Source organism: Paenibacillus sp. FSL H8-0548 (assembly GCF_038630985.1).
In the GTDB taxonomy this organism is placed as follows: domain Bacteria; phylum Bacillota; class Bacilli; order Paenibacillales; family Paenibacillaceae; genus Pristimantibacillus.
This window is the reverse complement of record NZ_CP152049.1, coordinates 190,001-213,120: the sequence shown is the minus strand read 5'-3', so window position 1 is coordinate 213,120 and position 23,120 is coordinate 190,001. Positions and strand designations below refer to the sequence as shown.

The 23,120-nt window shown below is 48.2% G+C and carries 20 protein-coding genes, 6 tRNA genes and 1 rRNA gene (1 of these 27 cut by a window edge); 1 reads left to right on the top strand and 26 read right to left on the bottom strand.

What is annotated here, in order from left to right; translation table 11 throughout:
- Positions 1-9 precede the first annotated feature (9 nt).
- The 19 genes from MHI37_RS01025 to MHI37_RS00935 all read right to left on the bottom strand — a co-directional run bounded on the left by MHI37_RS01025 (position 10) and on the right by MHI37_RS00935 (position 18,935).
- Complete coding sequence (locus MHI37_RS01025) at positions 10-1,761, bottom strand: tetratricopeptide repeat protein (protein ID WP_076338467.1); 1,752 nt, start codon at positions 1,759-1,761, stop codon at positions 10-12.
- Positions 1,762-1,926: 165 nt separating this feature from the next.
- Positions 1,927-2,877 (bottom strand): ribose-phosphate pyrophosphokinase, encoded by a 951-nt coding sequence (locus MHI37_RS01020; RefSeq protein WP_076338468.1) that lies wholly within the window; start codon positions 2,875-2,877, stop codon positions 1,927-1,929.
- A 119-nt stretch (positions 2,878-2,996) separates the two neighbouring features.
- Positions 2,997-3,803, bottom strand: coding sequence for a histidinol-phosphatase HisJ (hisJ, locus tag MHI37_RS01015; RefSeq protein ID WP_076338485.1), 807 nt, complete (start codon positions 3,801-3,803; stop codon positions 2,997-2,999).
- Positions 3,804-3,843: 40 nt separating this feature from the next.
- Positions 3,844-4,527 carry a bifunctional phosphoribosyl-AMP cyclohydrolase/phosphoribosyl-ATP diphosphatase HisIE gene (hisIE, locus tag MHI37_RS01010; RefSeq protein WP_179090268.1) on the bottom strand — a complete coding sequence of 228 codons (684 nt, stop codon included), beginning with the start codon at positions 4,525-4,527 and terminating at the stop codon, positions 3,844-3,846.
- The gene (hisF, locus tag MHI37_RS01005) at positions 4,524-5,282 is read right to left on the bottom strand and encodes an imidazole glycerol phosphate synthase subunit HisF (RefSeq protein ID WP_076338470.1); all 759 of its coding nucleotides are present in this window, start codon (positions 5,280-5,282) and stop codon (positions 4,524-4,526) included. Before hisF ends, hisIE begins: the two co-directional genes overlap by 4 nt.
- A gap of 60 nt (positions 5,283-5,342) precedes the next feature.
- Positions 5,343-5,960, bottom strand: coding sequence for an imidazole glycerol phosphate synthase subunit HisH (gene hisH, locus MHI37_RS01000; protein WP_076338471.1), 618 nt, complete (start codon positions 5,958-5,960; stop codon positions 5,343-5,345).
- Position 5,961: 1 nt separating this feature from the next.
- Complete coding sequence (gene hisB, locus MHI37_RS00995) at positions 5,962-6,582, bottom strand: imidazoleglycerol-phosphate dehydratase HisB (protein WP_076338486.1); 621 nt, start codon at positions 6,580-6,582, stop codon at positions 5,962-5,964.
- Between the two features lie 79 nt (positions 6,583-6,661).
- Positions 6,662-7,948 carry a histidinol dehydrogenase gene (gene hisD, locus MHI37_RS00990; RefSeq protein ID WP_076338487.1) on the bottom strand — a complete coding sequence of 429 codons (1,287 nt, stop codon included), beginning with the start codon at positions 7,946-7,948 and terminating at the stop codon, positions 6,662-6,664.
- Between the two features lie 123 nt (positions 7,949-8,071).
- Complete coding sequence (gene hisG / locus MHI37_RS00985) at positions 8,072-8,716, bottom strand: ATP phosphoribosyltransferase (RefSeq protein WP_076338472.1); 645 nt, start codon at positions 8,714-8,716, stop codon at positions 8,072-8,074.
- Entirely contained in the window at positions 8,713-9,945 is a 1,233-nt protein-coding gene (locus tag MHI37_RS00980) for an ATP phosphoribosyltransferase regulatory subunit (RefSeq protein ID WP_076338473.1), read from the bottom strand. The genes hisG and MHI37_RS00980 overlap by 4 nt, the downstream gene beginning before the upstream one ends.
- 192 nt (positions 9,946-10,137) lie before the next feature.
- Positions 10,138-10,671: an acyltransferase gene (locus MHI37_RS00975; protein ID WP_076338474.1), complete on the bottom strand. Its 534-nt coding sequence runs from the start codon at positions 10,669-10,671 to the stop codon at positions 10,138-10,140.
- On the bottom strand, positions 10,664-11,329 hold the full coding sequence (ppaX, locus tag MHI37_RS00970) for a pyrophosphatase PpaX (RefSeq protein ID WP_076338475.1): 666 nt from the start codon (positions 11,327-11,329) through the stop codon (positions 10,664-10,666). The genes MHI37_RS00975 and ppaX overlap by 8 nt, the downstream gene beginning before the upstream one ends.
- 20 nt (positions 11,330-11,349) lie before the next feature.
- Positions 11,350-12,351 (bottom strand): prolipoprotein diacylglyceryl transferase, encoded by a 1,002-nt coding sequence (lgt, locus tag MHI37_RS00965; RefSeq protein ID WP_076338476.1) that lies wholly within the window; start codon positions 12,349-12,351, stop codon positions 11,350-11,352.
- Positions 12,352-12,372: 21 nt separating this feature from the next.
- Positions 12,373-13,311: an HPr(Ser) kinase/phosphatase gene (gene hprK, locus MHI37_RS00960; protein WP_076338477.1), complete on the bottom strand. Its 939-nt coding sequence runs from the start codon at positions 13,309-13,311 to the stop codon at positions 12,373-12,375.
- A 120-nt stretch (positions 13,312-13,431) separates the two neighbouring features.
- Positions 13,432-14,796 (bottom strand): DUF4179 domain-containing protein, encoded by a 1,365-nt coding sequence (locus tag MHI37_RS00955; RefSeq protein WP_076338478.1) that lies wholly within the window; start codon positions 14,794-14,796, stop codon positions 13,432-13,434.
- A complete protein-coding gene (locus tag MHI37_RS00950) occupies positions 14,741-15,322 on the bottom strand; it encodes a sigma-70 family RNA polymerase sigma factor (protein WP_179090269.1) in 582 nt (193 codons plus the stop codon). Before MHI37_RS00950 ends, MHI37_RS00955 begins: the two co-directional genes overlap by 56 nt.
- Positions 15,323-15,521: 199 nt before the next feature.
- Positions 15,522-16,643: a sn-glycerol-3-phosphate ABC transporter ATP-binding protein UgpC gene (gene ugpC, locus MHI37_RS00945; protein WP_076338480.1), complete on the bottom strand. Its 1,122-nt coding sequence runs from the start codon at positions 16,641-16,643 to the stop codon at positions 15,522-15,524.
- An 89-nt stretch (positions 16,644-16,732) separates the two neighbouring features.
- Entirely contained in the window at positions 16,733-17,872 is a 1,140-nt protein-coding gene (locus MHI37_RS00940) for a helix-turn-helix domain-containing protein (RefSeq protein ID WP_076338481.1), read from the bottom strand.
- A gap of 115 nt (positions 17,873-17,987) precedes the next feature.
- Positions 17,988-18,935: an MraY family glycosyltransferase gene (locus MHI37_RS00935; protein WP_076338482.1), complete on the bottom strand. Its 948-nt coding sequence runs from the start codon at positions 18,933-18,935 to the stop codon at positions 17,988-17,990.
- Between the two features lie 285 nt (positions 18,936-19,220).
- Between MHI37_RS00935 and ssuE the strand changes: the two genes are divergently transcribed.
- Complete coding sequence (ssuE, locus tag MHI37_RS00930) at positions 19,221-19,772, top strand: NADPH-dependent FMN reductase (RefSeq protein ID WP_076338483.1); 552 nt, start codon at positions 19,221-19,223, stop codon at positions 19,770-19,772.
- A gap of 235 nt (positions 19,773-20,007) precedes the next feature.
- Here ssuE and MHI37_RS00925 read toward each other — a convergent pair.
- The 7 genes from MHI37_RS00925 to MHI37_RS00895 form a co-directional block, all read right to left on the bottom strand.
- Positions 20,008-20,083: transfer RNA gene (locus MHI37_RS00925), tRNA-Lys, on the bottom strand.
- An 18-nt stretch (positions 20,084-20,101) separates the two neighbouring features.
- Positions 20,102-20,186 (bottom strand) — tRNA-Tyr (locus MHI37_RS00920).
- 38 nt (positions 20,187-20,224) lie between these two features.
- Positions 20,225-20,300, bottom strand: a tRNA-Phe gene (locus MHI37_RS00915).
- A 16-nt stretch (positions 20,301-20,316) separates the two neighbouring features.
- Positions 20,317-20,393: transfer RNA gene (locus MHI37_RS00910), tRNA-Asp, on the bottom strand.
- A 35-nt stretch (positions 20,394-20,428) separates the two neighbouring features.
- Positions 20,429-20,504: transfer RNA gene (locus MHI37_RS00905), tRNA-Val, on the bottom strand.
- A gap of 23 nt (positions 20,505-20,527) precedes the next feature.
- A tRNA-Met gene (locus MHI37_RS00900) sits at positions 20,528-20,604 on the bottom strand.
- A 152-nt stretch (positions 20,605-20,756) separates the two neighbouring features.
- Positions 20,757-23,120: ribosomal RNA gene (locus tag MHI37_RS00895) — 23S ribosomal RNA — on the bottom strand (it continues 568 nt past the right edge of the window).

Below are 23,120 nucleotides of genomic sequence, written 5' to 3'. Positions count from 1 at the left end.
CAAGGTCGTTTATTCGTCTTGCAGTTCCTGTGCAGCAAAGACGGTGCTTAGTGATTTCATCTTCTCTTTAATACCGCATACTTCGTCAATCATCTTGACGTTCTTGCTTACGGTGGCAATCGAAGTGCCGTAACGCAGCGACACCTCATGATAGGAGATCGCTCGGCGATGCATTTTAGCTGTCAAATACTCGAGCGCCGCTGCCCAGCCCTCAGGCTTTGTCAGCTTTGGAACGTCAGGGTAAACCCGTGACAAGAATTCTACCCATAAAGTCATCAAATCATGCTGCTGCACCAAGTCATATTGCTTGCTCATACGACTAAGCGCAGCCTCTACGACAACCTGCCATTTATCTTCCCATACAGGCAGTCTCGAAGGTACCCGATTCGGCTCAATGACCGTTTCTTCTCCTTCCAGCACAACGCGCAGAGACTCTTGAACCCCCATCGTCCGAAGAACGAAGATTGCAATGCGCTTCAGGTAATCATCCTCATCTTGCTCCAGCAGAAAGGTCTGCAGCACATCCTTCACTTCACTGTCAGCAATCATGCCGAGCGCCTGAATAACCTGCAGCTTCGTGTGCTGATCACCGTGGCGCAGAGCCCAGAAAAAGGATGAACGAACAAGCGGATCACGCTTAAGATGATCAGGAATACCATCCGAGGACTTCTCCCACAGCTTGAACTGCTCTTCAAACGGCAAATGGTAATGATAGCTTATGGAGGCCGTATGCTCGCCTCTTCTCACAAGCTCCAGCTGCTCCATGTAATAATGTGGGATTCCCGAGGTCGGATCGAGCTTTATCGTCTGCTTCCACAAACGTTCAGCCTCCTGCAAGCGCCCGATATTGCAAGCAGCTACAGCAGCATAATGGTATAGGCTAGGATCCTGCGTCAGTTCAGAATCCTTCAGTAGTCTAGTGAAATGTCTGTAAGCAGCTCCATGCTCTCCTAAGATGCCCATTGTAGTTGCCAGTTTAAACACATGCTCCTGATGGAACGGAGCCGTCTTTACTAACAGATCTACAAGCGGACGCAAGCTTTGCTCGTCATTTTTGTGCTGATAGAAAATAGCGAGGTTGCACAGCGCATGCAAATTGCCGGACTCAATGTCCAGCACAGCGTGGATCGTATCCATCGCTTTATCAAACATGCCCATATAATAATAAGCCAGCGCTAAATTGTTGCGAGCTGCAAGGAATTCCGGCTGGCCCTCAATGATTTTCTCTAAAATGCGGACGGCCTCTGTAAACTTGCCTTCCTCGAGCAGCGTTCTTGCCAAATCATGCTCGACCATGCCTTCTCGTGATTTAATGTTCGTCAGACGCGTAGGGCGCTCCAGCTCATAATGGAGCAAATCCATCATATCCTCTGCTTCATCAAGAAACTGCCCTTCCGAATCCTCTTCCAAATAACGAATAAGCGAACTCTCGGCCGCTTCATATTGCTCCATATTGGCAAAATTGTTTGCCATGTAAAAATGACATTCCGTCATCGTCGGATCAAGCTCATCCACAATCAAACCTAAGATTCGGTTTGATTCCTCATAGTTGCCCATTTCAGATAGGATACCGGCCATATTGCAATGGTTTACCGGGTTATCCGGCTCGTATTCGACGGCGCGACGAAAATATTTAAGTGCCTTGTCATAATGGAAACGATCGAGAGACTGAACCGCACGCTCGAAGAAAAACGTAGCGTCCCATTGAACCGGTATGACTTTCGTCTGTTGACTTACGACAACACGTTTCTTTTCTTTCACCCGCAAGGCACCTCCCGTTACTTCCGATTTTCTACGATTATACCATAGCCATATCCATCCGAACACGAAAGAATATGTGGGAAAATCGCGGACGGCAAATACACCATCCGCGATTTCCCGCGACCTTGCTATTCATTTTGTATGCTTAACATCCATTCTGAATGCTTAAACACCGTTGCTTTTGAACAACGTACTGATTGAGCCGCCTTCTAAAATAATACGAGTTGCTTCCGCAAGCAGCGGTGCAACAGAAAGCACTTTGAAGCGTTCCGGCGTTGACTCCGGCAAGCTTATGGAATCGGTAACGATGATTTCCTTAATATTGGGGTGATCCAAACGCTCAATAGCTGATCCAGAGAATAACGGGTGCGTTGCGCATACGTATACGTCCTCTGCGCCGCGCTCCTTTAAGCTTTCCACAACGTTGACAATCGTAGTTCCCGTGTCGATCAAATCCTCAATAATAATAGGCGTTTGACCTTCCACGTCTCCGATGACATGTGTAATAACCGATTGATTGTGTGCAGGGCGTTTCTTAATCATAATCGCAAACGATGTATCCAAGTAGTTCGCTAGCTTCTCTGCGGTTGAAGCACGTCCTGCATCCGGCGATACGACTACCGGGTTCTTGATGTTTTTAGACTTCAAGTAATCACTGATGAGATCAAGCGCAGTCATATGGTCGACCGGAATGTTGAAGAAGCCTTGAATAGCTGGAGCATGTAGGTCGATTGTAATTACTCGGTTCGCTCCAACAGTCGTGAGCACATCCGCCAGCATTTTCGCTGAAATCGGCTCCCGCGGTGCTGCTTTGCGTTCCTGACGTGCATAGCCGTAATACGGCATGATGATGTTGACCGTTCTGGCGGAAGCACGCTTCGCCGCATCGATCATAACCAGCAATTCGACAAAATGCTCGTTGATCGGATGGGAGAATGATTGTACGAGAAAAACGTCGCAATTCCGAATCGTTTCCTCGTAATGCACGTAAATCTCACCGCTTTTGAAACGGGACATCTTGATCGCACCTAGCGTCAGACCAAGCTCTGCACTAATTTTCTGAGCCAATACCGGATTAGACGAACCCGAAAAAATACGCACCTTGTCGCTTAACATGATACCCTCCTGAGCGTTAAAACCAATTAATTATTTTACGAAGCCAATACTCGTCTTTGCCCTAATGTTTCGACAAAGCTTGTTAGATCATCTATATTATACATGTAATTTACGATATTTCAAAAATCTATCAGCAACAATTTTCGACAATTGAATGTCGCTAGCTGTTTAAACCCAATATCTCTCAGCGTCTCGTACGCTTGATCCAAATATTGGCCGAGCCTTTCGGGCTGGTGAGCATCCGATCCTACGGTCAGCGGAATGCCTAAATCCCGTGCGTATTCAAGCATACGGCGGCTTGGAAACATCTCAGCGGCGGGAGTACGAAGTCCCGAAGCGTTCAGCTCTATGGCAAGTCCGTGACGTTTAACCGCTTCGAGCGCTGCATTTTCCAAATGGGCAACATCTCCCTCCGGCTTAAAGCCAAAGCGCTTGATCACATCGATATGCCCGATATAATCATAAAACCCAGTTGCCGCTGCTTTGCCGATGGCATCGTAATACTGCTCATAGACCGCCATCCGGTCGCGGCCTTCCCAGCCCGCCGTTTGCCTGAAGTCAGTAATATCCCATTCGCCCAGAAAGTGAACAGAGCCGATGACATAATCCCACGGATAAGCGTTCACGATAGCCTCAATTTGCTTCTCGCTGCCCTCGATATAATCGCCTTCAAGCCCCACGCGAATATCAATCTGCCCTTTATACTTTTCTTTAAGCGCAAGGCATTCCTCTACATAACGAGGAAGCTCCTCCATAGGCATCGCCATTTCCGGGTAATACGTTGCAGGATCGACATGGAGCAGCGGCATATGGTCGGAAAGGCCGAGCTGCACGAGTCCGATCTCTATTCCCTTCCGTACATATTCCTCCAGCTCGCCGACTGCATGGCCGCAGCGGGCATGATGGGTATGATAATCGATAAACATGTGCATACCGGCCTTTCTTCTTTAATTTATAAGCGCAGTGCTATCTCATTTTGTTCGTTGTTGGTTTGCCGTGACGGCTGTCGATTTCGCCAATGACATCATCCAGCGGCAAGCCGCGCTCGCGCAGCAGCACCATCAGGTGAAAAATAAGGTCGCCGGCTTCACTGCGAAGCTCATCATTGTCTTTATTTTTGGCAGCAATAATGACCTCAGACGCTTCCTCGCCAACCTTTTTCAAAATTTTATCGACGCCTTTATCGAATAGATAGCTCGTGTAAGAGCCCTCAGGGCGCTCTGCGTAACGTTCTGCGATAATGCCCTCCAATTGCCCAAGCGTAGCGAAGCGGTCGGAAGAAGACGCTGCAGCCTCTGTGGAGGCTCCGGTTACTTCAATTGAATTAAAGAAGCAGCTGTAACGTCCTGTATGACAAGCCGGCCCCTTCTGGTCTACCTTAACGAGCAGCGTGTCGCCATCACAATCATATGCCATAGAGACAATTCGCTGCGTATGGCCGCTTGTTGCGCCCTTATTCCATAGCTCGCCTCGCGAACGGCTCCAGAACCATGTTACGCCGGATTTTACCGAAAGCTGCAGCGATTCCTTATTCATATAGGCCATCATTAGCACTTCTTTGCTTTGTGCATCCTGTACGACAGCTGGCACGAGACCTGCATCGTCCCATTTGATTTTTGAAGCATCCAAGCTCTGGCTGTTCTCGGTCATCGTACCTCTACTCCCTTCAATCGCAAATCGTCCTTCACTTCACGGATTGTCATTTCTTTATAGTGAAAAATCGTAGCTGCGAGCGCTGCATCCGCATGAGCCTGCTCGAAAACATCGTGAAAATGCTCGATTCTTCCCGCACCGCCTGATGCGATAACCGGAATGCCTAAGGAATCCGATACCGCCTGCGTAAGCTTAAGATCAAACCCGTCCTTCGTTCCGTCAGCATCCATGCTAGTCAGCAAAATTTCGCCAGCCCCTAGACGCTCGACCTCGCGCGCCCACTCCAGCGCTTTAATGCCTGTCGTCTTGCGTCCGCCGTGTGTATAGACTTCCCACTCGCCCCACTCTGCATTGAACTTAGCGTCAATCGCTACAACAATGCACTGCGAGCCGAACTTGCGCGAGCCTTCCTTCACAAGCGCAGGATTCAAGACAGCCGCTGTGTTGATGCCGATTTTGTCTGCGCCTGCGCGCAGCAGCCGCTTCATGTCTTCCACATGAGAAATTCCGCCGCCTACCGTAAATGGAATCGTAATCTCTCCTGCCGTCCGCTTAACGACCTCAATCATCGTTGCGCGGCCTTCTACAGAAGCAGAAATGTCCAAAAACACAAGCTCATCCGCACCCTCCTGGTCGTAGGTAGCGGCCAGCTCGACGGGATCGCCTGCATCGCGAAGGTTCACGAAGTTTACGCCCTTTACCACGCGGCCATCCTTTACGTCCAAACAAGGAATAATACGTTTTGCCAGCATGTTGCTCTCTCCTTTACGCTCGCTAACCGAGCTTATTCTATCCGTTCAATGCCTCTGCTGCTATGAACGAGTACCGCTGGCAAGCGCTAGAAAATTGCCTAGCAGCTGCATGCCAAGCTCTCCGCTCTTCTCCGGATGAAATTGCATACCGTACACATTATCCCGGCTGACAATCGCAGTCACCTGCTGATAATAGTCCGTCGTAGCGAGCAGGTCAGATGCCAGCTCCGGCTTCGCGTGGAACGAATGCACGAAATAAACATGCCCCTCAGCAAGGCCGCTAAACAGCGGCGATTGCTCTTGGAGAAACGACAGCTTATTCCAGCCCATATGCGGAATTTTGTAATCGCCTGTGAAGCGTACCACTTTGCCTGGCAGCAGATTCAAGCCCTCATTAGTCCCATGCTCCTCGCTCTCACTGAACAGCAGCTGCATGCCAAGACATATACCAAGCAGCGGCTTGCCCGAGGCTGCGAATGCTTTGACTTCCTGGTCCAGCTTCGTTTCCTGCAAGTTTTGCATCGCATCGCCGAAGGCTCCAACGCCTGGGAGAATCGCTCCATCGGCGGAGGCAATTACTTTAGGGTCTGCTGTAATAACAGCCTCATAGCCCAGACGCTCAACCGCTTTGCTGACGCTATGCAGATTGCCCATGCCGTAATCGAAGATTGCAATCATCCTAGAGTACCCCTTTCGTCGAAGGCACTCCTTGCACGCGAGGATCAATGCTTGTCGCCTCATCCAGTGCACGTCCAAGCGCCTTGAACACCGCTTCAATCATATGATGCGTGTTTTGGCCGTAGTGCACGATGACATGCAGCGTGATGCGCGCTTCAAGCGCAAGCTTCCATAGAAATTCATGAACCAGCTCCGTCGAGAAGCTTCCTACTTGAGTCGAAGGATATTCCGCGCGGTATTCAAAATGCGGACGATTGCTTACGTCGATAATAACCTGCGCTAGCGCCTCATCCATCGGCACGAACACGCTGGCGTAACGTTTAATGCCGCGCTTGTCGCCAAGTGCCTCGCGAAGCGTATGCCCAATGCAAATGCCGATATCCTCAACGGTATGATGATCATCGATGTCGATATCACCGCGTGCTTCAAGCTCCAAATTAAACTGGCCATGCTTGGTAAACAGATCAAGCATATGATTAAGGAATGGCACATCCGTTTCAATCTTCGTCTCGCCCGTTCCATCCACTGCAAATGTAAGCCTAATATCCGTTTCATTTGTCTTGCGTGCTACCGATGCTTCACGTACCTGTTTTTCCGACACTTTTATTCCTTCTTTCTTCATTATATTCATATCGATATTTCCCCGCGAAACGTCAAAAGTCACGCTTATTCGCCAAAATAACGGAACCGCTATCGCCGTCTTATCCGCGTTCCTTCTCCAGACGAATCTCGATAGCGCGAGCGTGTCCTTCAAGTCCCTCGTGGCGTGCCAGTGTCATAATTTTCTCGCCATTGGCTAGCAGCGCTTCCTTGCTGTAGTAAATCAAGCTTGATTTCTTCAAGAAATCGTCGACATTCACCGGCGATGAGAAGCGTGCTGTTCCGTTTGTTGGGATGATGTGATTCGGACCTGCAAAATAATCACCAACCGGCTCCGAGCTGTATGGTCCGAGGAAGATTGCCCCTGCGTTCTGAATGTGTCCGAGCAGACGCATCGGATCAACCGTCAGCACTTCAAGGTGCTCCGGTGCAAGCTGATTGACGACATCGATACCCGCTTCCAGCGAATCGACGAGCAGTACAGCGCCGTAGCTGTCGATCGAGCTGCGCGCAATGGCTTGGCGCGGCAGCGTGGACAGCTGGCGCTCAACCTCCGCTGCGACCGCTTCCGCAAGCTGCTGCGACGGCGTTATTAGAATCGCCGACGCCATTTCATCGTGCTCTGCCTGCGACAGCAGATCCGCGGCTACGTACGCGGGATCTGCTGAATCGTCAGCAAGCACGACGATTTCACTTGGCCCGGCGATACTGTCGATATCGACGGCACCGAATACGGCGCGCTTAGCCAGCGCCACATAAATGTTGCCCGGTCCGCATATTTTGTCGACCGGAGCAATGCTGGTCGTGCCGTACGCAAGCGCGGCAATGGCTTGAGCTCCGCCGACCCGGTACATCTCCTTGACGCCCGCTTCCGCGGCGGCAACGAGAATATACGGGTCGATGCCCGCTGTGCCGCCGGTTGATGGCGGCGTCACCATAACAATCTCCGGCACGCCGGCTACCTGTGCCGGAATGACATTCATCAGCACGGACGACGGATAAGCCGCCTTGCCTCCGGGCACATACACGCCGACCCGCTTCAGCGGCCGCATAATTTGCCCGAGCAGCGTCCCGTCCTGCTGCAGATCCATCCACGAGGTACGCATTTGCTTCTCGTGGAATACCCGAACATTCACGGCTGCTTCGCGAATTGCCGTGAGAAAATCGGCGTCGACAAACGCATACGCCGCCTGAATCTCCTCCTGCGTCACGCGCAGCGATTCCGCATCCAGCTTCACACGGTCATGCTGCTCCGTATACCTCAGCAGCGCCGCATCTCCCTCAGCCTTCACGTCTGCGACGATCCTCAAGGCTGCTTCATTTTGCTCCGGTGTTCCGTACTCCACCTCGCGCTTCAAACCAAACTGCTCCGCTCGCATGATGCGCATACGATCCGCCCCTTCCAAACCAAATAATTTATATAGCTTCATCCCTTATTCTCAGCCAGTGCTATCGCCCGGTCTCATATACATCGTCAGCGCATTCACTCAGCGCTATCGCCCTGCGCTTCCTTATACCCGCGTAGCGAGTGTTGCCTGCAAACGATCACACAGACCTTGGATAACTTCATTTTTCATCCGGTAGCTCACGCGATTAGCGATCAAGCGGCTCGTGATGCCAAAGATCGATTCCATCTCCACCAGTCCGTTCTCCCGAAGCGTTTGGCCGGTTTCCACCATATCAACGATACGGTCTGCTAAGCCAATCATAGGTGCAAGCTCGATGGAGCCATTGAGCTTAATCACCTCAACCTGTTGACCAAGCTCACGGAAATAAGCAGAGGCTACATTCGGGTACTTCGTCGCTACTCTTGGATTCATCGTCGGCTTCCAGTCTGGCATGCCGATGACCGACATTCTGCACTTGGCTATACCAAGATCAAGCAGCTCGTAGACATCCTTGTTCTCCTCCATCAGCACATCCTTGCCAACGATGCCAATATCAGCAACGCCGTATTCCACATAGGTCGGCACATCGACAGGCTTAGCCATAATGAACTCCATGCCTACCTCAGGCAGCTCAATGATTAGCTTGCGCGTATCATCAAAATCACTCGGAATCGGCAGTCCCGCCTCACGAAACAGCTTCGATGCCACCTTATAAATGCGGCCCTTCGGCATCGCCACTTTCAAAATATCTCTGGATTGTCCGCTCATGAGGCGCTGCCACCTTTCGTTCCGTTTTGTTCAAACAACAGCAAGTCTGTATAGTTTACACCTTTATATATAAACGATTTTCCACCATTAGCGTTTTCCGATGCAGCAAGCGCTGCGTTTTTCCCATCTGAACGCTCCGTTACAACAATAACACCCTGCTCCCGCAGCTCCTGCGCTCTAACAAGCGCCTCTCCGCGACCAGCTGTGTCATACACAACTAATGTACGAGCTGCTTCCTGCTCCGCACGATCACCAAGCAGCTCCAAAATACGCGTCGTCTTAAGCGCAAATCCTGTTGCCGGTGCCGGTCTTCCGAACTGTGCCAGCAGATTGTCATAGCGTCCGCCGCTCACAACCGGGAAGCCAAGATCAGAAGCATATCCTTCAAACGTCATGCCCGTATAGTAGGAGAAGTCCCCAATCATCGTCAAATCAATAAGCACATGCTCGCAAACGCCATAAGCCTTCAGCACATCCCAAATTTCACATAGATGCTGAATCGCTGCCCTCGCATTCGCGTCCACGCTTAGCTGCAGCGCTTGATCGCAAATCTCTTGGCCTCCGCGCAGCCTTAAAATCCCTTCAAGCTCGGACTGCACTGATTCCTCAATTGACAGCTCGCGCAATTGCTTGCGATAGCCAACAAAATCACGGCCAAGCAAGCAGGCTTTAAGCTGCTCTTGTTCTTCCGTACGACCTGGCAATGATTCCTCCATTAAGCCGTTAAGGAAACCTACATGTCCAATAGCAATTTTGAAGCGCTCAACTCCTGCAGCCTTGAGCGAGGCAATCGCGAGCGCAACAACCTCCGCATCTGCTTCTGCTGAAGAATCACCAACAAGCTCTACGCCCGTTTGAAAAAACTCTGCCTCGCGGCCAGCCTCTTCCTCAATAGCGCGAAACACATTCGCATGATAGGATAAGCGCTGCGGAAACTCCGCTTGCTTTAATAAGGATGAGACCACCCGAGCAATCGGTGCTGTCATATCAGAGCGAAGCACAAGCGTTGTGCCCCGATTATTAAGCAGCTTGAACAGCTTCTGATCCGACGTGGAGCTCGCAACGCCCACCGTGTCATAGTATTCCATTGTTGGTGTTATAATTTGTTCATAGCCCCAGCCCTGCATGCAGTCTAGAACCTGACGCTCAATATGGCGCAGCTTCGCGACTGCGCTCGGTAAATAATCTTTAACGCCTATCGGCTTTTCAAATACTTTTGGTTTAGACACGCTTGATCACCTTCATCTGCTTTATTACTTTAATGCGCTACCATGTTACCATGCTAACAAATTAAAGGGTTTAGTCGTAATATTAGCATGAAAGGCTTATTCTCGTCAAGCCAAATAAGCCCTTTATAATCAAAAAAGCAAGCCCCGGCCAGCAGCGAAAGAAGCTCGCGCGGACGGGGCTTTACAGGCCATTTAATTTAATATATTGCGTACATTCTCGTCAAGCCCCACTGGCACAACCAGCTCACTGCTTCTAATTACTCGCATCGGATTGCCGCCTACAAATGCGTAAGCAGGCACATCCTTATGAACGACAGATCCAGCTGCGACAATCGCATGATCGCCGATAGTAACACCCGGCAGGATCGTCGTGTTCGCACCAATCATAACATTGGAGCCAATGACCACATTGCCGAGCCGGTACTCCTTAATCAAATACTCATGAGTCAGAATCGTTGTATTATATCCGATAATTGTATTATTGCCGACCGAAATGCGCTCTGGGAAGAAGACATCTACCATCACCATCAGTGCAAAGGCTGTATGCTCCCCTACCTTCATACCGAGCATGCGGCGGTAAATCCAATTTTTCATAGGAAGGATTGGACAATAACGCGCCAGCTGGATACATATGAAATTACGTACCGACTTCGCTCGGCTTACCGTCGAGTACACCTGCCAAAGCGCATTTGGTCCTTCCACTGGATACCGTTCAACATTACGCAAGCGTCTCCCGCTCCAATCCAACAAATGAATATAGATCCCGCATATCATGAATAATGTGATGAGCCCCTGCTTCCTTCAGCTTCTGCTCACCTTTAAGCGACCAAGCCACGCCAACCGCTATCGCACCTGCTGCAATGGCAGACTCGATATCTACCGTACTATCCCCAACCATCATCGTAGAAGCCGGTTCTGCTCCAAGCAGCTCAATCGCTCTGCTTACCGGCTCAGCATGCGGCTTAGGATTCACTACATCGTCAATCGTAACGATAGCATCAATGTAGTCAGACAGTCCGACATATTTCAAGCCGCGTTCTGTCGTTAGACGCATTTTGGTCGTTACGACTCCAATTTGAATGCCTTCGCCATGCAGCCTTGCGATAACATCAATAACGTAATCGAAGGCTTTCACATACTCATCGTGCAAACGCAGATTAATCTCGCGATAAGCAGCTACAAGATGTGTAACATCTTGTAGCCCTGAGAACAAACGCATCTGATCCGTAAGAGGTTGTCCCATGCTTGGAATGATATGCTCTCTTCCAAAACCAACAGGCGTTACGCCCTGCAGCGAATCTATAAAGGAGCGAATAATGAGCTCGTTGGTGTCGATAATTGTGCCATCCAGATCGAACAGCATCGTTTTAATATTGCCCGTCATCGCTGACCCTCCATTAAATATTATTTCCCTTTGTTATCTTCATCCTTTTGAACAGAAACAGAACCTTCCGACTTAGCTGCTGCTCCTTTGGCATAAACGTTTCTCTCCGGCTTACTTGTCACAATCGGATCAAGATAAAACTCCGATGCAAGTCCCGTCTTGCGACGCACAATAATGAGCGCAATTGCACCTACGATAAGAAGCAGAGCCAGTACCTGTGAAATTCTAATATTGCCGTATGCGGGATCTAAATAGCCTTGTTTAAATACAATCTCCATAGGCGTCCATAGTCCGTTAATGAAAGATGCCAGCCAAGACGGCCCTCTGAAAGCCAAGCTGTCTGTACGAAGAGCTTCAATAAAGAAGCGGCCGATCGAATACCAAATAAAGTAGGTAGCCATTAGCTCGCCCGCACGCAGAAATTTTTGACGGCGAAGCACGAGCAATAGTGCAATACCGACAAGGCTCCATAATGACTCATACAAAAACGCAGGGTGACGATATACACCCTCAACGAGCATTTGATCCACGATAAAGGAAGGCAAATGAAGCGTATTGCGCAGGAAGGTTTCGCTAACCTCTCCGCCGTATGCCTCTTGGTTCATGAAATTGCCCCAGCGTCCAATCATCTGGCCTGCTAACAGTCCTGGCACGCAAATATCGACTAGCCGCCAGAAGTTATAGCCCTTATAGCGGAAATAGAAGAACCCGCAAATGAAGGCTCCAATAATAGCGCCGTAGATGGCGATACCGCCATTCCATATTTTAAATACATCAATTAAGTTTCCTTTGTAGTCATCCCACATAAAGGCTACGTAATAGATTCTTGCCCCAATAATAGCTGACGGAACACCAAGCAGCAGCAGATCCATAAAGAAATCCGGCTTAATGCCGAAGCGTTTCCCTTCCTGCACAGCGAATAGCAGTCCAACAAGTGCCGCTGTTCCCAAAATAATGCCATACCAATGCACCTCAATTGATCCTAAGCTGAAGGCAATTGGGTTTAGTATTAATGTCTTCATTATTTTATATCCCCTTTAGGCTCAATCGTATTCATCCATATCGTCGGCAATTGTTTCCGTCAGCTTATTCGTAAATTGCAATGCTGCATTGTAGCCCATTCGTTTCAGCCTGAAATTCATGGCTGCTACCTCAATAATAACAGCTAAATTTCGCCCTGGACGTACAGGTACAGTTACGAGCGGCACATCCGTGTCGATAATGCGAGTCGTTTCTTCATCCAGCCCGAGCCGATCGTACTGTTTGTCCTGCTGCCAATTCTCAAGCTTAATCACAAGACCAATACGCTTCTGCGTACGCACCGCGCCTGCTCCAAACAGCGTCATGACATTAATTATGCCTAGACCTCTAATTTCAAGCAGATGTCTGATCAGCTCTGGTGCGCTGCCATGCAGCTGTGCATCAGAGGTTTGCATTAGCTCAACCGCATCATCGGCCACTAGCCGATGTCCGCGTTTAACGAGCTCTAGAGCCGTCTCGCTCTTACCAATGCCGCTTCCTCCTGTAATAAGCATGCCTACACCGTAGACATCAACAAGAACGCCATGAATGGTTGCCGTCGGTGCCAACTTTCTCTCTAGAAAGTCAGTAATTCTGCTGGACAAAATAGTCGTTGCCACATTGCTGCGCAGCAATGGTATTTGCATCTCATTACATTGTTCAATAAGCTCATGAGGCGCTTCCAGCCCTCTGGTCAAAATAATACAAGGCGTGTCTTCATTACATAGGCGCACCATGCGATCCTTGCGTTCCTCACTGTCAAGCATATTCAAAAACGATATTTCTGTACGGCCGAGCAGCTGTACACGCTCACTTGGGTGGTAATGAAAATATCCTGCCATTTCCAAGCCTGGCCGATACAAATCATCAACCGTAATGCTGCGTTTCATTCCGTCCTCACCAGCTATAATTTCGAGCTGAAACTTTTTGACGAGCTCAGATACTTTCACTTTCTTCGGCATCGTAGGGCCTCCCTCATATGACAACGGCTTGTGTGTATGTATGTTTTTTTCCAATGTCTTCATCGTAAAGGAAAAAGGCGCTGAACGCAACGTTTCCTCCGCTGCCCAGCGCCTAGATAATCATTTTATAGAAATGCTAATCGGCTCCATTACATACCCAGGATACTGCTCGATGTCGAAAGTAAGCGGCTGCTCATAATCCGCCTTAGGAATCTTGTAACTATAGATCGCTTTATTGTCACCTGCATTCCAGCGAACGCCATAATGATCCATGAACCGATAAGATTTGCCTCCTGCATCCTTGAATACCCCTTTATGCTCAAAGAGCATATAACCTAGCTGCATATCCATTTCATCTAATCCCGTAAGCTCAAATTCCAACACATCGCCCTCGGAGTTTTGCTGTTTGTTCACGAGCTGAAGCTTGTTCTGTGGCGACGATATAGTGACCATTTTATCCGTATCAACCGTAATGCTTTGATTTTTTTCAGATAAATGTAGTCCATCTGCAACTAAAGTCAGTTTTTTTGGTTTAACGAAATAGCCGCTCTTAAAATGTCTCGTTAAAGACGGATTAAAAATGCCAAAGCCTGTATGCGTCTCATACGTTCTGCCCTTCTCATCCACAAGCACCATATTTATGATATGATTTGCCCGCTTTTTATTATTCGGATCGGCCTCAAACGTCAGCGTTACTTGCAAAGGGGTTATGATCGCCTCTTTAACCGTAAAGTGCTGTCCTTCAACCTCAAAAGCTTTTTCAAGCACAATGCTCTCCTTCGTATCCTTAAACTGCTCATGATCAATCGGAAAATCGATTCGCAGCCACTGGTCTCCAAGCAATAAGCTGAATTGAATGCTTTCCGGCATTGGAACACCATCAGCCATCAGAATATCAAGATAATCATGGACGGGCACCTTTCCATCATCTGAATCACTGCCGCGATAATGAGATGATATAATAACTGATTCAACTTCACCTCCATCGCCATTCCTTATTTTATATTCGATAGACTGTGTATTACTATTAATATCAGGCCCCTCTGCCGTATACAATATGACTAAACGCTGTTCATCGGCTATAATGCCTTCTACAGTAAATTTATAGTTATCCTTCTCCAGCGAAAGATTAAGAGGCTGTATAAACTCATTCTCAATGGCCGATAGGAGCGAGTTATCCCCTTTGATTAATTCAACAAAGCCGCTTAAGCCTGGGATATCTCTCACCATCGCTGCAAAAGCAGGAGATACTCGCACGAACGCAGTAAGCAATAACATCATGCATAATGCACCAGCAATCAACGACAAGCTCCACCTTTTTCTGACTGCCCGTATCGATCGTTTTCGCCCTTGCTCAAGTCCTCCGAGCATAGCAGAATCCAGTGCAGCATCAGGCAGTCTCTCAAGCTCAAGATATACTCGCTCAGCATCAGTCAGAAGCGCTCGATTGACTTGACCCATTGCCTCGCTCGTTTGCTCGTTCATACGATCTCTCCCCCTCTTCTTCTGCCATATGAAACCTTAACATTTTCAAAGCTTTATTTAGCCAGGTTCGAATCGTGCCATCAGGTTTCTCCAGCAGCTCAGCAATTTCTGTAATCGTCATATCTCGATAATATTTGAGTGTGATCACCATTCGATATTTCGGTGGAAGCAGCTTTACCTGTGCCGCCATATCCAGCCGCAGTGCTGCTTCTATCCCCTCAGTTACGTCGAACTGCTGTGAAGTATCCTCTGTTGGACGCTCCCTTAACTGCTTCTTCTTAGTGTCCATGCATACCCGAATTAAGATTCTAATCGTCCATGTTGTAAAAAATCGCGGTTCCTTCAAGGTATGGCGTTTTATCCATATGCGACAAACGGTCTCTTGTATCGCCTCTAAAGCATCTGGCTCGTTCCGCATATAGGAATAGGCAATACCGTACATTTGATGCTTATCCAGTTCTATCCGCTCCAGCAGTGCTGCTTCATCATCACGTATAGCCCTAGAAGCCAAGTCATCTCTATTCATACCCATCCTCCTCTAGACAACCTGCAGCCCATTCCGCTCTCCTTCTATCTTCGTTTTGTATTAGACCGCTGAAGGCAACAAACGGTTTTCTTTTTTTATTTTGAGAATAAGCAAACTGCTCTTAGCAAAACAAATATACTATTCTGCACAAAAAAAAGAACGGTCGAATAGCTCGACCGTTCTTCTTTCATACTATTTATTAAGCTTCGAAAATGTTAAGTTCTGTTGTTTTGTCGAACAAATGAACTTTGTTCATGTCAAGCGCAAGCTTAACGCTTGTGCCATCGCGTAAACCAGAGCGGCCATCAACACGAGCGATAACTGTGTCATTACCGATACCGTTCAGGTACAAGTACATTTCGTGACCAAGGTTTTCAGCAACCTCAACATTCGCATTTACGATTGTTTGTGGTGATGCTTCCAAGAATACTGGCTCTTCGTGAAGATCCTCTGGACGAATTCCAAGAATTACTTCTTTGCCGATGTAACCTTTCGAGCGAAGTGCTGCTGATTTGCCTTCAGGAACTACTACGTCAACGCCGCTTGCTTTGAAGCGAAGCGCGCCGCCTTGCTCTGTAAGCATACCACTGATAAAGTTCATCGAAGGAGCCCCGATAAAGCCAGCTACGAAGATGTTTACTGGGTGGTTGTACAGCTCTTCAGGAGAAGCTGTTTGTTGAATGAAGCCATCCTTCATTACAACGATACGATCGCCCATTGTCATTGCTTCGATTTGGTCATGCGTTACGTAGATCGTAGTTGTTTCAAGACGTTTTGTAAGCTTGCTGATTTCAGCACGCATTTGTCCACGAAGTTTCGCGTCCAAGTTGGAAAGCGGCTCATCCATCAAGAATACTTGCGGCTCACGAACGATTGCGCGTCCTAGAGCGACACGTTGACGTTGACCACCGGAAAGTGCTTTTGGTTTACGGTCAAGCAAATGCTCGATATCTAGAATTTTAGCAGCTTCACGAACACGTTTGTCGATGTCTGCTTTTTTGAATTTACGAAGTTTAAGGCCGAAAGCCATGTTTTGATAAACGTTCATATGTGGGTACAAAGCGTACGATTGGAATACCATCGCGATATCACGGTCTTTAGGAGCAACGTCGTTCACAAGGCGATCGCCGATGAACAATTTGCCTTCGGAAATTTCTTCAAGGCCTGCAATCATACGAAGAGTTGTCGATTTACCGCAACCAGATGGTCCGACCAATACGAGAAACTCTTTGTCTTTAATATCTAAGTTAACGTCAGTAACCGATGCTTTGTCAGTACCCGGGTATTTTTTGTAAATGCCTTCTAAACGTACGCCTGCCATGATAATTTTCCCCCTAGAAAGAAATTTCGTTATGCCTATATCTTATCCCACACAGAAGCTTGTGACTATGCACAAACTTTACAAAAAAACTAATTTCTTTTCGTCACTTTGTACAATAGTAATATGATTTTGACCAGTACTGCATCTCTAAACTGACGAACATCCAATCCAGTCTCTTGTTTAAGCTTGTCTAATCGATATAACAGCGTATTACGATGAATGTATAATTTCTTTGCCGTCTCGCTAACATTGCAATCCAGCGTAAAGAAGGTTTCTAATGTGCTGAGCATTTCCGATTCCACGAACAAATCCGCTCGTTTAAGCGACTGCTCGAGGTATTTGGATCGCTGCACCTCTGGAATGGCATTTAATAATCGCTCCAGCTGCAGCATCCACGGTAAATGGATATTGGTTCCGATATGAAACTTACGGCCTAAATTAACCGTTTCACGCAGCAGCATCGTCGTTTCAAGCATTCCTTTAGCCGGTGTTGTTGGATGAGCAACCGCTAGATGGCATTCTCCAATCCATTCACTGGCTAACATCTCATGCAATCCGAAGCCTATAGAAGCTAAGCTTTCCTCAAGCGTCTCTTCCTCAAGTTCCTCGAATGCATCCGAATCCTCATCCTTCAACAACGATATCGATCCCCAAATCAACCATTCCTGAGTCTTCAGCGGAATAAGCAGCACATCATCCGACATAAATGAGCGGAGAAGCTTCTCAAGCTCTGAGTATGTCGCTTGCTTAGTGCCATGCTGCTCGGTGACAAGCAGGAATGGAATCATTTCATTGAACAAACGGCTGCCCGCCGTCAAATGATCCGGTAAGGAATAGACAGGCTCATCGGACTCCAACTGCTTCTGAATCCACTCCCCAAGCTTTAGGGCATGTCTCTCTGTTTCGGAGAGCGTCGATAATTTGTTTTCCTTAGCGCCAGCATGAAGCTGCAGCGTCCAGCTTATCAATTCTTTTTCAGTCTCATTAAGCGATTTGCTTTCAATTTCCAATACGTCTACTTCATATTCATTGAATGAAATAATAATCCATGTATTTCCTTCTTTTTCTACCCTTTGGCCTTCCATAGGAGACGCTGTTGTATGTTCGCCTAGCCATACCTTTTCGGCAGTGCTGACTAACTCACTCCACTCCGCTATTGATTTCGAAACAGCATGTACCGGACAATTCAAAATGTGCTGCAGTGGCTTCAACCAGTCTGTCTTGCTCATTTCTCTATCTCCAATCTCCTCAAGCGTCAGCGGTTGAATAAGTTAAAAAGCTTATTTCCACTTCTAAGATGAATAACGCTTTTTCTCGTCATTGTACCACATGCGACCATCGAATTCAGCTTATCACTAGTAAAAGAATGATCGACAGCAGCGCAAACAAAGCGGCAATGAGGTATAGAAACGATACCGTTTGTACTTGACTCAAACCCCATTTCATCAATATATGATGTGTGTGCAGCTTGTCTGCTCGGTGCAGGCTCTTCCCGCTGATTAATCTGCGCAGCATCACATAAGCTGTATCGAATATAGGCAGCCCAAGTGCAAGCAGCGGAACAAGCAGTGAAATAAACGTAGCTCTTTTGGATGTTCCAGCTACTGCAATAACGGCCAGCGTAAAGCCTAAAAAGGTCGCACCAGCATCTCCCATAAAAATTCGCGCCGGATAAAAATTATGTACCAGGAATCCAAAAGAAACACCTGCTACAATAACCGCAAGAATGGCTGTGCTGGATTGTCCTTTAATCAGCGCTAAAGTTAATAGCGTAAGCGCGGAAAGCGTACAAACTCCTGATGCGAGCCCATCCACCCCGTCTATAAAATTGATCATATTAATTAACCCAAACACCCATAGCATCGTCGTAAGCCACGAGAACCAGTCTGGAAACCAAATAAACTGATTTGTAACCGGATTTGTTATTCCTGCGATACTAATATGAAACATACTCGGTATAGAAGCAGTCGCGATATAAAGAATGAGGCGAGGCCACACAGGAAAATCCTTTCCCTTCGCCTTTGTGCCGTCATCTATTAGCCCGATAATGACGAGTACCGTCCCTCCCGTCACTATCGTCCAAGTCAAAGGTGTGAACCCGATAAAAATAAACATCGTAATGACACAGCCAACAAAAATAGCCGCTCCTCCCATTAGAGGTATCGGCTCATTATGAATTTTTCTATGATTGGGACGATCTACAAAACCAAGGTGCAAAGCAAGCATCCGAAGCGGTGGCACACTTGCAAATACAATCGCAAAGCTGATTAATGCTGCTAAACCGTATACCATTGCAGCTACCCCTTTTTGTATATTTTTCTGTATGTATACATTGTTCCCTTAAATCGATAAAATACAAGGTGAAACGGCTATCGCCGTCCTTTGGTGGCACCAGCGCCTTTCATTCCCAGAAATATAGGAAAGTATGAAGAAATGTCATACTTTCCTATATTTCAAGAAACGATCAAAACCCGTTTGACCAAAATGCCCTATTTATGGTAGGATTTAATCAAAGTTTATTTATCGGAATAATGTATATTTAAACTACTATTTAAATGTGAAAGAGGAGTGCTGCACATGACCAAAATCGTTATCATCTCAGGTAGTCCGAACGCTTCATCACGCCTAAATGGAATTACACAATATGTAGAGCAGCAATTAATAGAGAAGGCTCATTCCGTCAATGTCATTACCGTCGTCGCTTTACCAGCGGAAGATCTCATTCATGCACAATTTGGCAGTCCAGCAATTGTAGAAGCTAATAAGTTAGTCGAAGAAGCGGATGCAGTCATTATTGCTAGCCCTGTCTACAAAGCCTCCTTTACAGGCGTATTGAAAACATTTTTGGATTTGCTTCCGCAAAAAGGGCTTGATGGCAAAATTATTGCTCCTCTATTTATTGGCGGTACAATTGCCCATTTGTTATCCATCGATTATTCCCTTAAACCGGTACTGGCATCCATGGGTGCTAAACTATTCGTTAGCGGCGTTTATGCTGTAGATTCTCAAATTAATCGTACACAGGAGCCGAACGAAGCGCCCGTATTTGAATTAAGCGAGGACCTCACATTCCGACTATCAGAAACAGTTAACGAGCTTATAAGCGAGCTTTCACTCCGAGCAAAATAATTTTAAACAAGGTGAAACGGCTGTCGCCGTCCTTTGGCGGCCCCAGCGCGTTTCATTCCCAGAAATATAGAGTTAGTATGGAGAAATGATATGCTTTCCTATATTTTAAAGAAAAGGAGCGATCTCCATAAGGCATAATGCCTTATGGAGATCGCTCCTTTTTTGAAGCCTATAAAATCAAAAAAACCGAAGATCACTAGATCATCAGCTACAATTACATATTATATTCAAAAAATGGTGAGCCATGTAGGATTCGAACCTACGACACCCTGATTAAAAGTCAGGTGCTCTACCAACTGAGCTAATGGCTCTTGATGTAAAAAAGGAAATGGTGGAGGATGATGGATTCGAACCACCGAACTCAGAGAGAGCAGATTTACAGTCTGCCGTGTTTAGCCACTTCACTAATCCTCCATACTATTACTTATTTTCCGTCGCAACGAAAAATAAAGTGGTGGCTCGGGACGGAATCGAACCGCCGACACGAGGATTTTCAGTCCTCTGCTCTACCGACTGAGCTACCGAGCCTTACTTTAAAGAAAAATGGCGGAGCTGACGGGATTCGAACCCGCGGTCTCCTGCGTGACAGGCAGGCATGTTGGGCCACTACACCACAGCTCCAAGTGGATTCGGTTAAATACCGAATAAGTAAATAATGGTGGAGGATGACGGGATCGAACCGCCGACCCTCTGCTTGTAAGGCAGATGCTCTCCCAGCTGAGCTAATCCTCCAGATATTTCACTAAAAAAGGTAATGGTAGCGGCGAAGGGGATCGAACCCCCGACCTCACGGGTATGAACCGTACGCTCTAGCCAGCTGAGCTACACCGCCACGCTTGTCCCCCGAATAGTTGTCGTTTGCAGCGTTCGGGGACGCTAGCAAAGTCAGAACATTACGCCCTGAAAACTGGATACGAAAGTTAGGTTTGCTGAAAACCTGTTCTGCTGCTGTCTACTGGATGTATGGGTCACAGTAAACGTGTTTAGGATAAGCCCTCGACCGATTAGTATTCGTCAGCTACACACATTGCTGTGCTTCCACCCCGAACCTATCAACCTCGTCGTCTTCAAGGGGTCTTACATACTGGGAAATCTCATCTTGAGGGGGGCTTCGCGCTTAGATGCTTTCAGCGCTTATCCCGTCCGTACTTGGCTACCCAGCGGTGCTCCTGGCGGAACAACTGGTACACCAGCGGTACGTCCATCCCGGTCCTCTCGTACTAAGGACAGCTCCTCTCAAATTTCCTGCGCCCGCGACAGATAGGGACCGAACTGTCTCACGACGTTCTGAACCCAGCTCGCGTACCGCTTTAATGGGCGAACAGCCCAACCCTTGGGACCTACTTCAGCCCCAGGATGCGATGAGCCGACATCGAGGTGCCAAACCTCCCCGTCGATGTGGACTCTTGGGGGAGATAAGCCTGTTATCCCCAGGGTAGCTTTTATCCGTTGAGCGATGGCCCTTCCATTCGGTACCACCGGATCACTAAGCCCGACTTTCGTCCCTGCTCGACTTGTAGGTCTCGCAGTCAAGCTCCCTTATGCCTTTGCACTCTGCGAATGATTTCCAACCATTCTGAGGGAACCTTTGGGCGCCTCCGTTACATTTTAGGAGGCGACCGCCCCAGTCAAACTGTCCACCTGACACGGTCCCCGAACCGGTTTCACGGTTCTAGGTTAGAACTCCGATACGATCAGGGTGGTATCCCAACGGTGCCTCCACACAAGCTGGCGCTCATGCTTCGTAGGCTCCCACCTATCCTGTACAGATCGTACCAAAGTTCAATATCAAGTTACAGTAAAGCTCCATGGGGTCTTTCCGTCTTGTCGCGGGTAACCTGCATCTTCACAGGTATTAAAATTTCACCGGATCTCTCGTTGAGACAGCGCCCAAGTCGTTACGCCATTCGTGCGGGTCAGAATTTACCTGACAAGGAATTTCGCTACCTTAGGACCGTTATAGTTACGGCCGCCGTTTACTGGGGCTTCGGTTCACAGCTTCGGGTTACCCCTAACCGCTCCCCTTAACCTTCCAGCACCGGGCAGGCGTCAGCCCGTATACTTCGCCTTACGGCTTCGCACAGACCTGTGTTTTTGCTAAACAGTCGCTTGGGCCTTTTCACTGCGGCCCCCTCGGGCTATTCACCCTACCGAGGCACCTCTTCTCCCGAAGTTACGAGGTCATTTTGCCGAGTTCCTTAACGAGAGTTCTTCCGCGCGCCTTAGCATACTCTGCTCGCCTACCTGTGTCGGTTTGCGGTACGGGCACCTAGATCTCACTAGAGGCTTTTCTTGACAGCCGGAGTACATGACCTTCGCTACTGTAATTTTCGCTCCCCATCACAGCCCAGCCTAATAGTGTGCGGATTTGCCTACACACTAGCCTCACTGCTTAGACGGACTATTCCATCAGTCCGCGTCACTGCCCTTCTGTGTCACCCCATTGCTCAAACAATCTTCGGTGGTACAGGAATTTCAACCTGTTGTCCATCCACTACGCCTTTCGGCCTCGCGTTAGGTCCCGACTTACCCTGAGAGGACGAGCCTTCCTCAGGAACCCTTAGGCTTTCGGCGGACAAGATTCTCACTTGTCTTTTCGTTACTCATACCGGCATTCTCACTTGAATACAGTCCACCAGTCCTCACGGTCCAACTTCAATCCGTATTCAACGCTCCCCTACCCAAGTACCCTAAGGTACATGTCATAGCTTCGGTGGTGTGTTTAGCCCCGTTACATTTTCGGCGCAGAGTCACTCGACCAGTGAGCTATTACGCACTCTTTAAATGATGGCTGCTTCTAAGCCAACATCCTGGTTGTCTTTGCAACTCCACATCCTTTCCCACTTAACACACACTTGGGGACCTTAGCTGATGATCTGGGCTGTTTCCCTCTTGACAATGGATCTTAGCACTCACTGTCTGACTCCCGAGTAGCACGTCTATGGCATTCGGAGTTTGACTGGACTTGGTAACCCTTGGCGGGCCCCGCACCCAATCAGTGCTCTACCTCCACGACGCTCATTCCTCGAGGCTAGCCCTAAAGCTATTTCGGGGAGAACCAGCTATCTCCGAGTTCGATTGGAATTTCTCCGCTACCCCCACCTCATCCCCGCACTTTTCAACGTGCGTGGGTTCGGGCCTCCAGTGCGTGTTACCGCACCTTCACCCTGGACAGGGGTAGATCACACGGTTTCGGGTCTACGACCACGTACTTATTCGCCCTATTCAGACTCGCTTTCGCTACGGCTCCGTCTTCCCGACTTAACCTTGCACGTGATCGTAACTCGCCGGTTCATTCTACAAAAGGCACGCCATCACCCATTTAACGGGCTCTGACTTTTTGTAAGC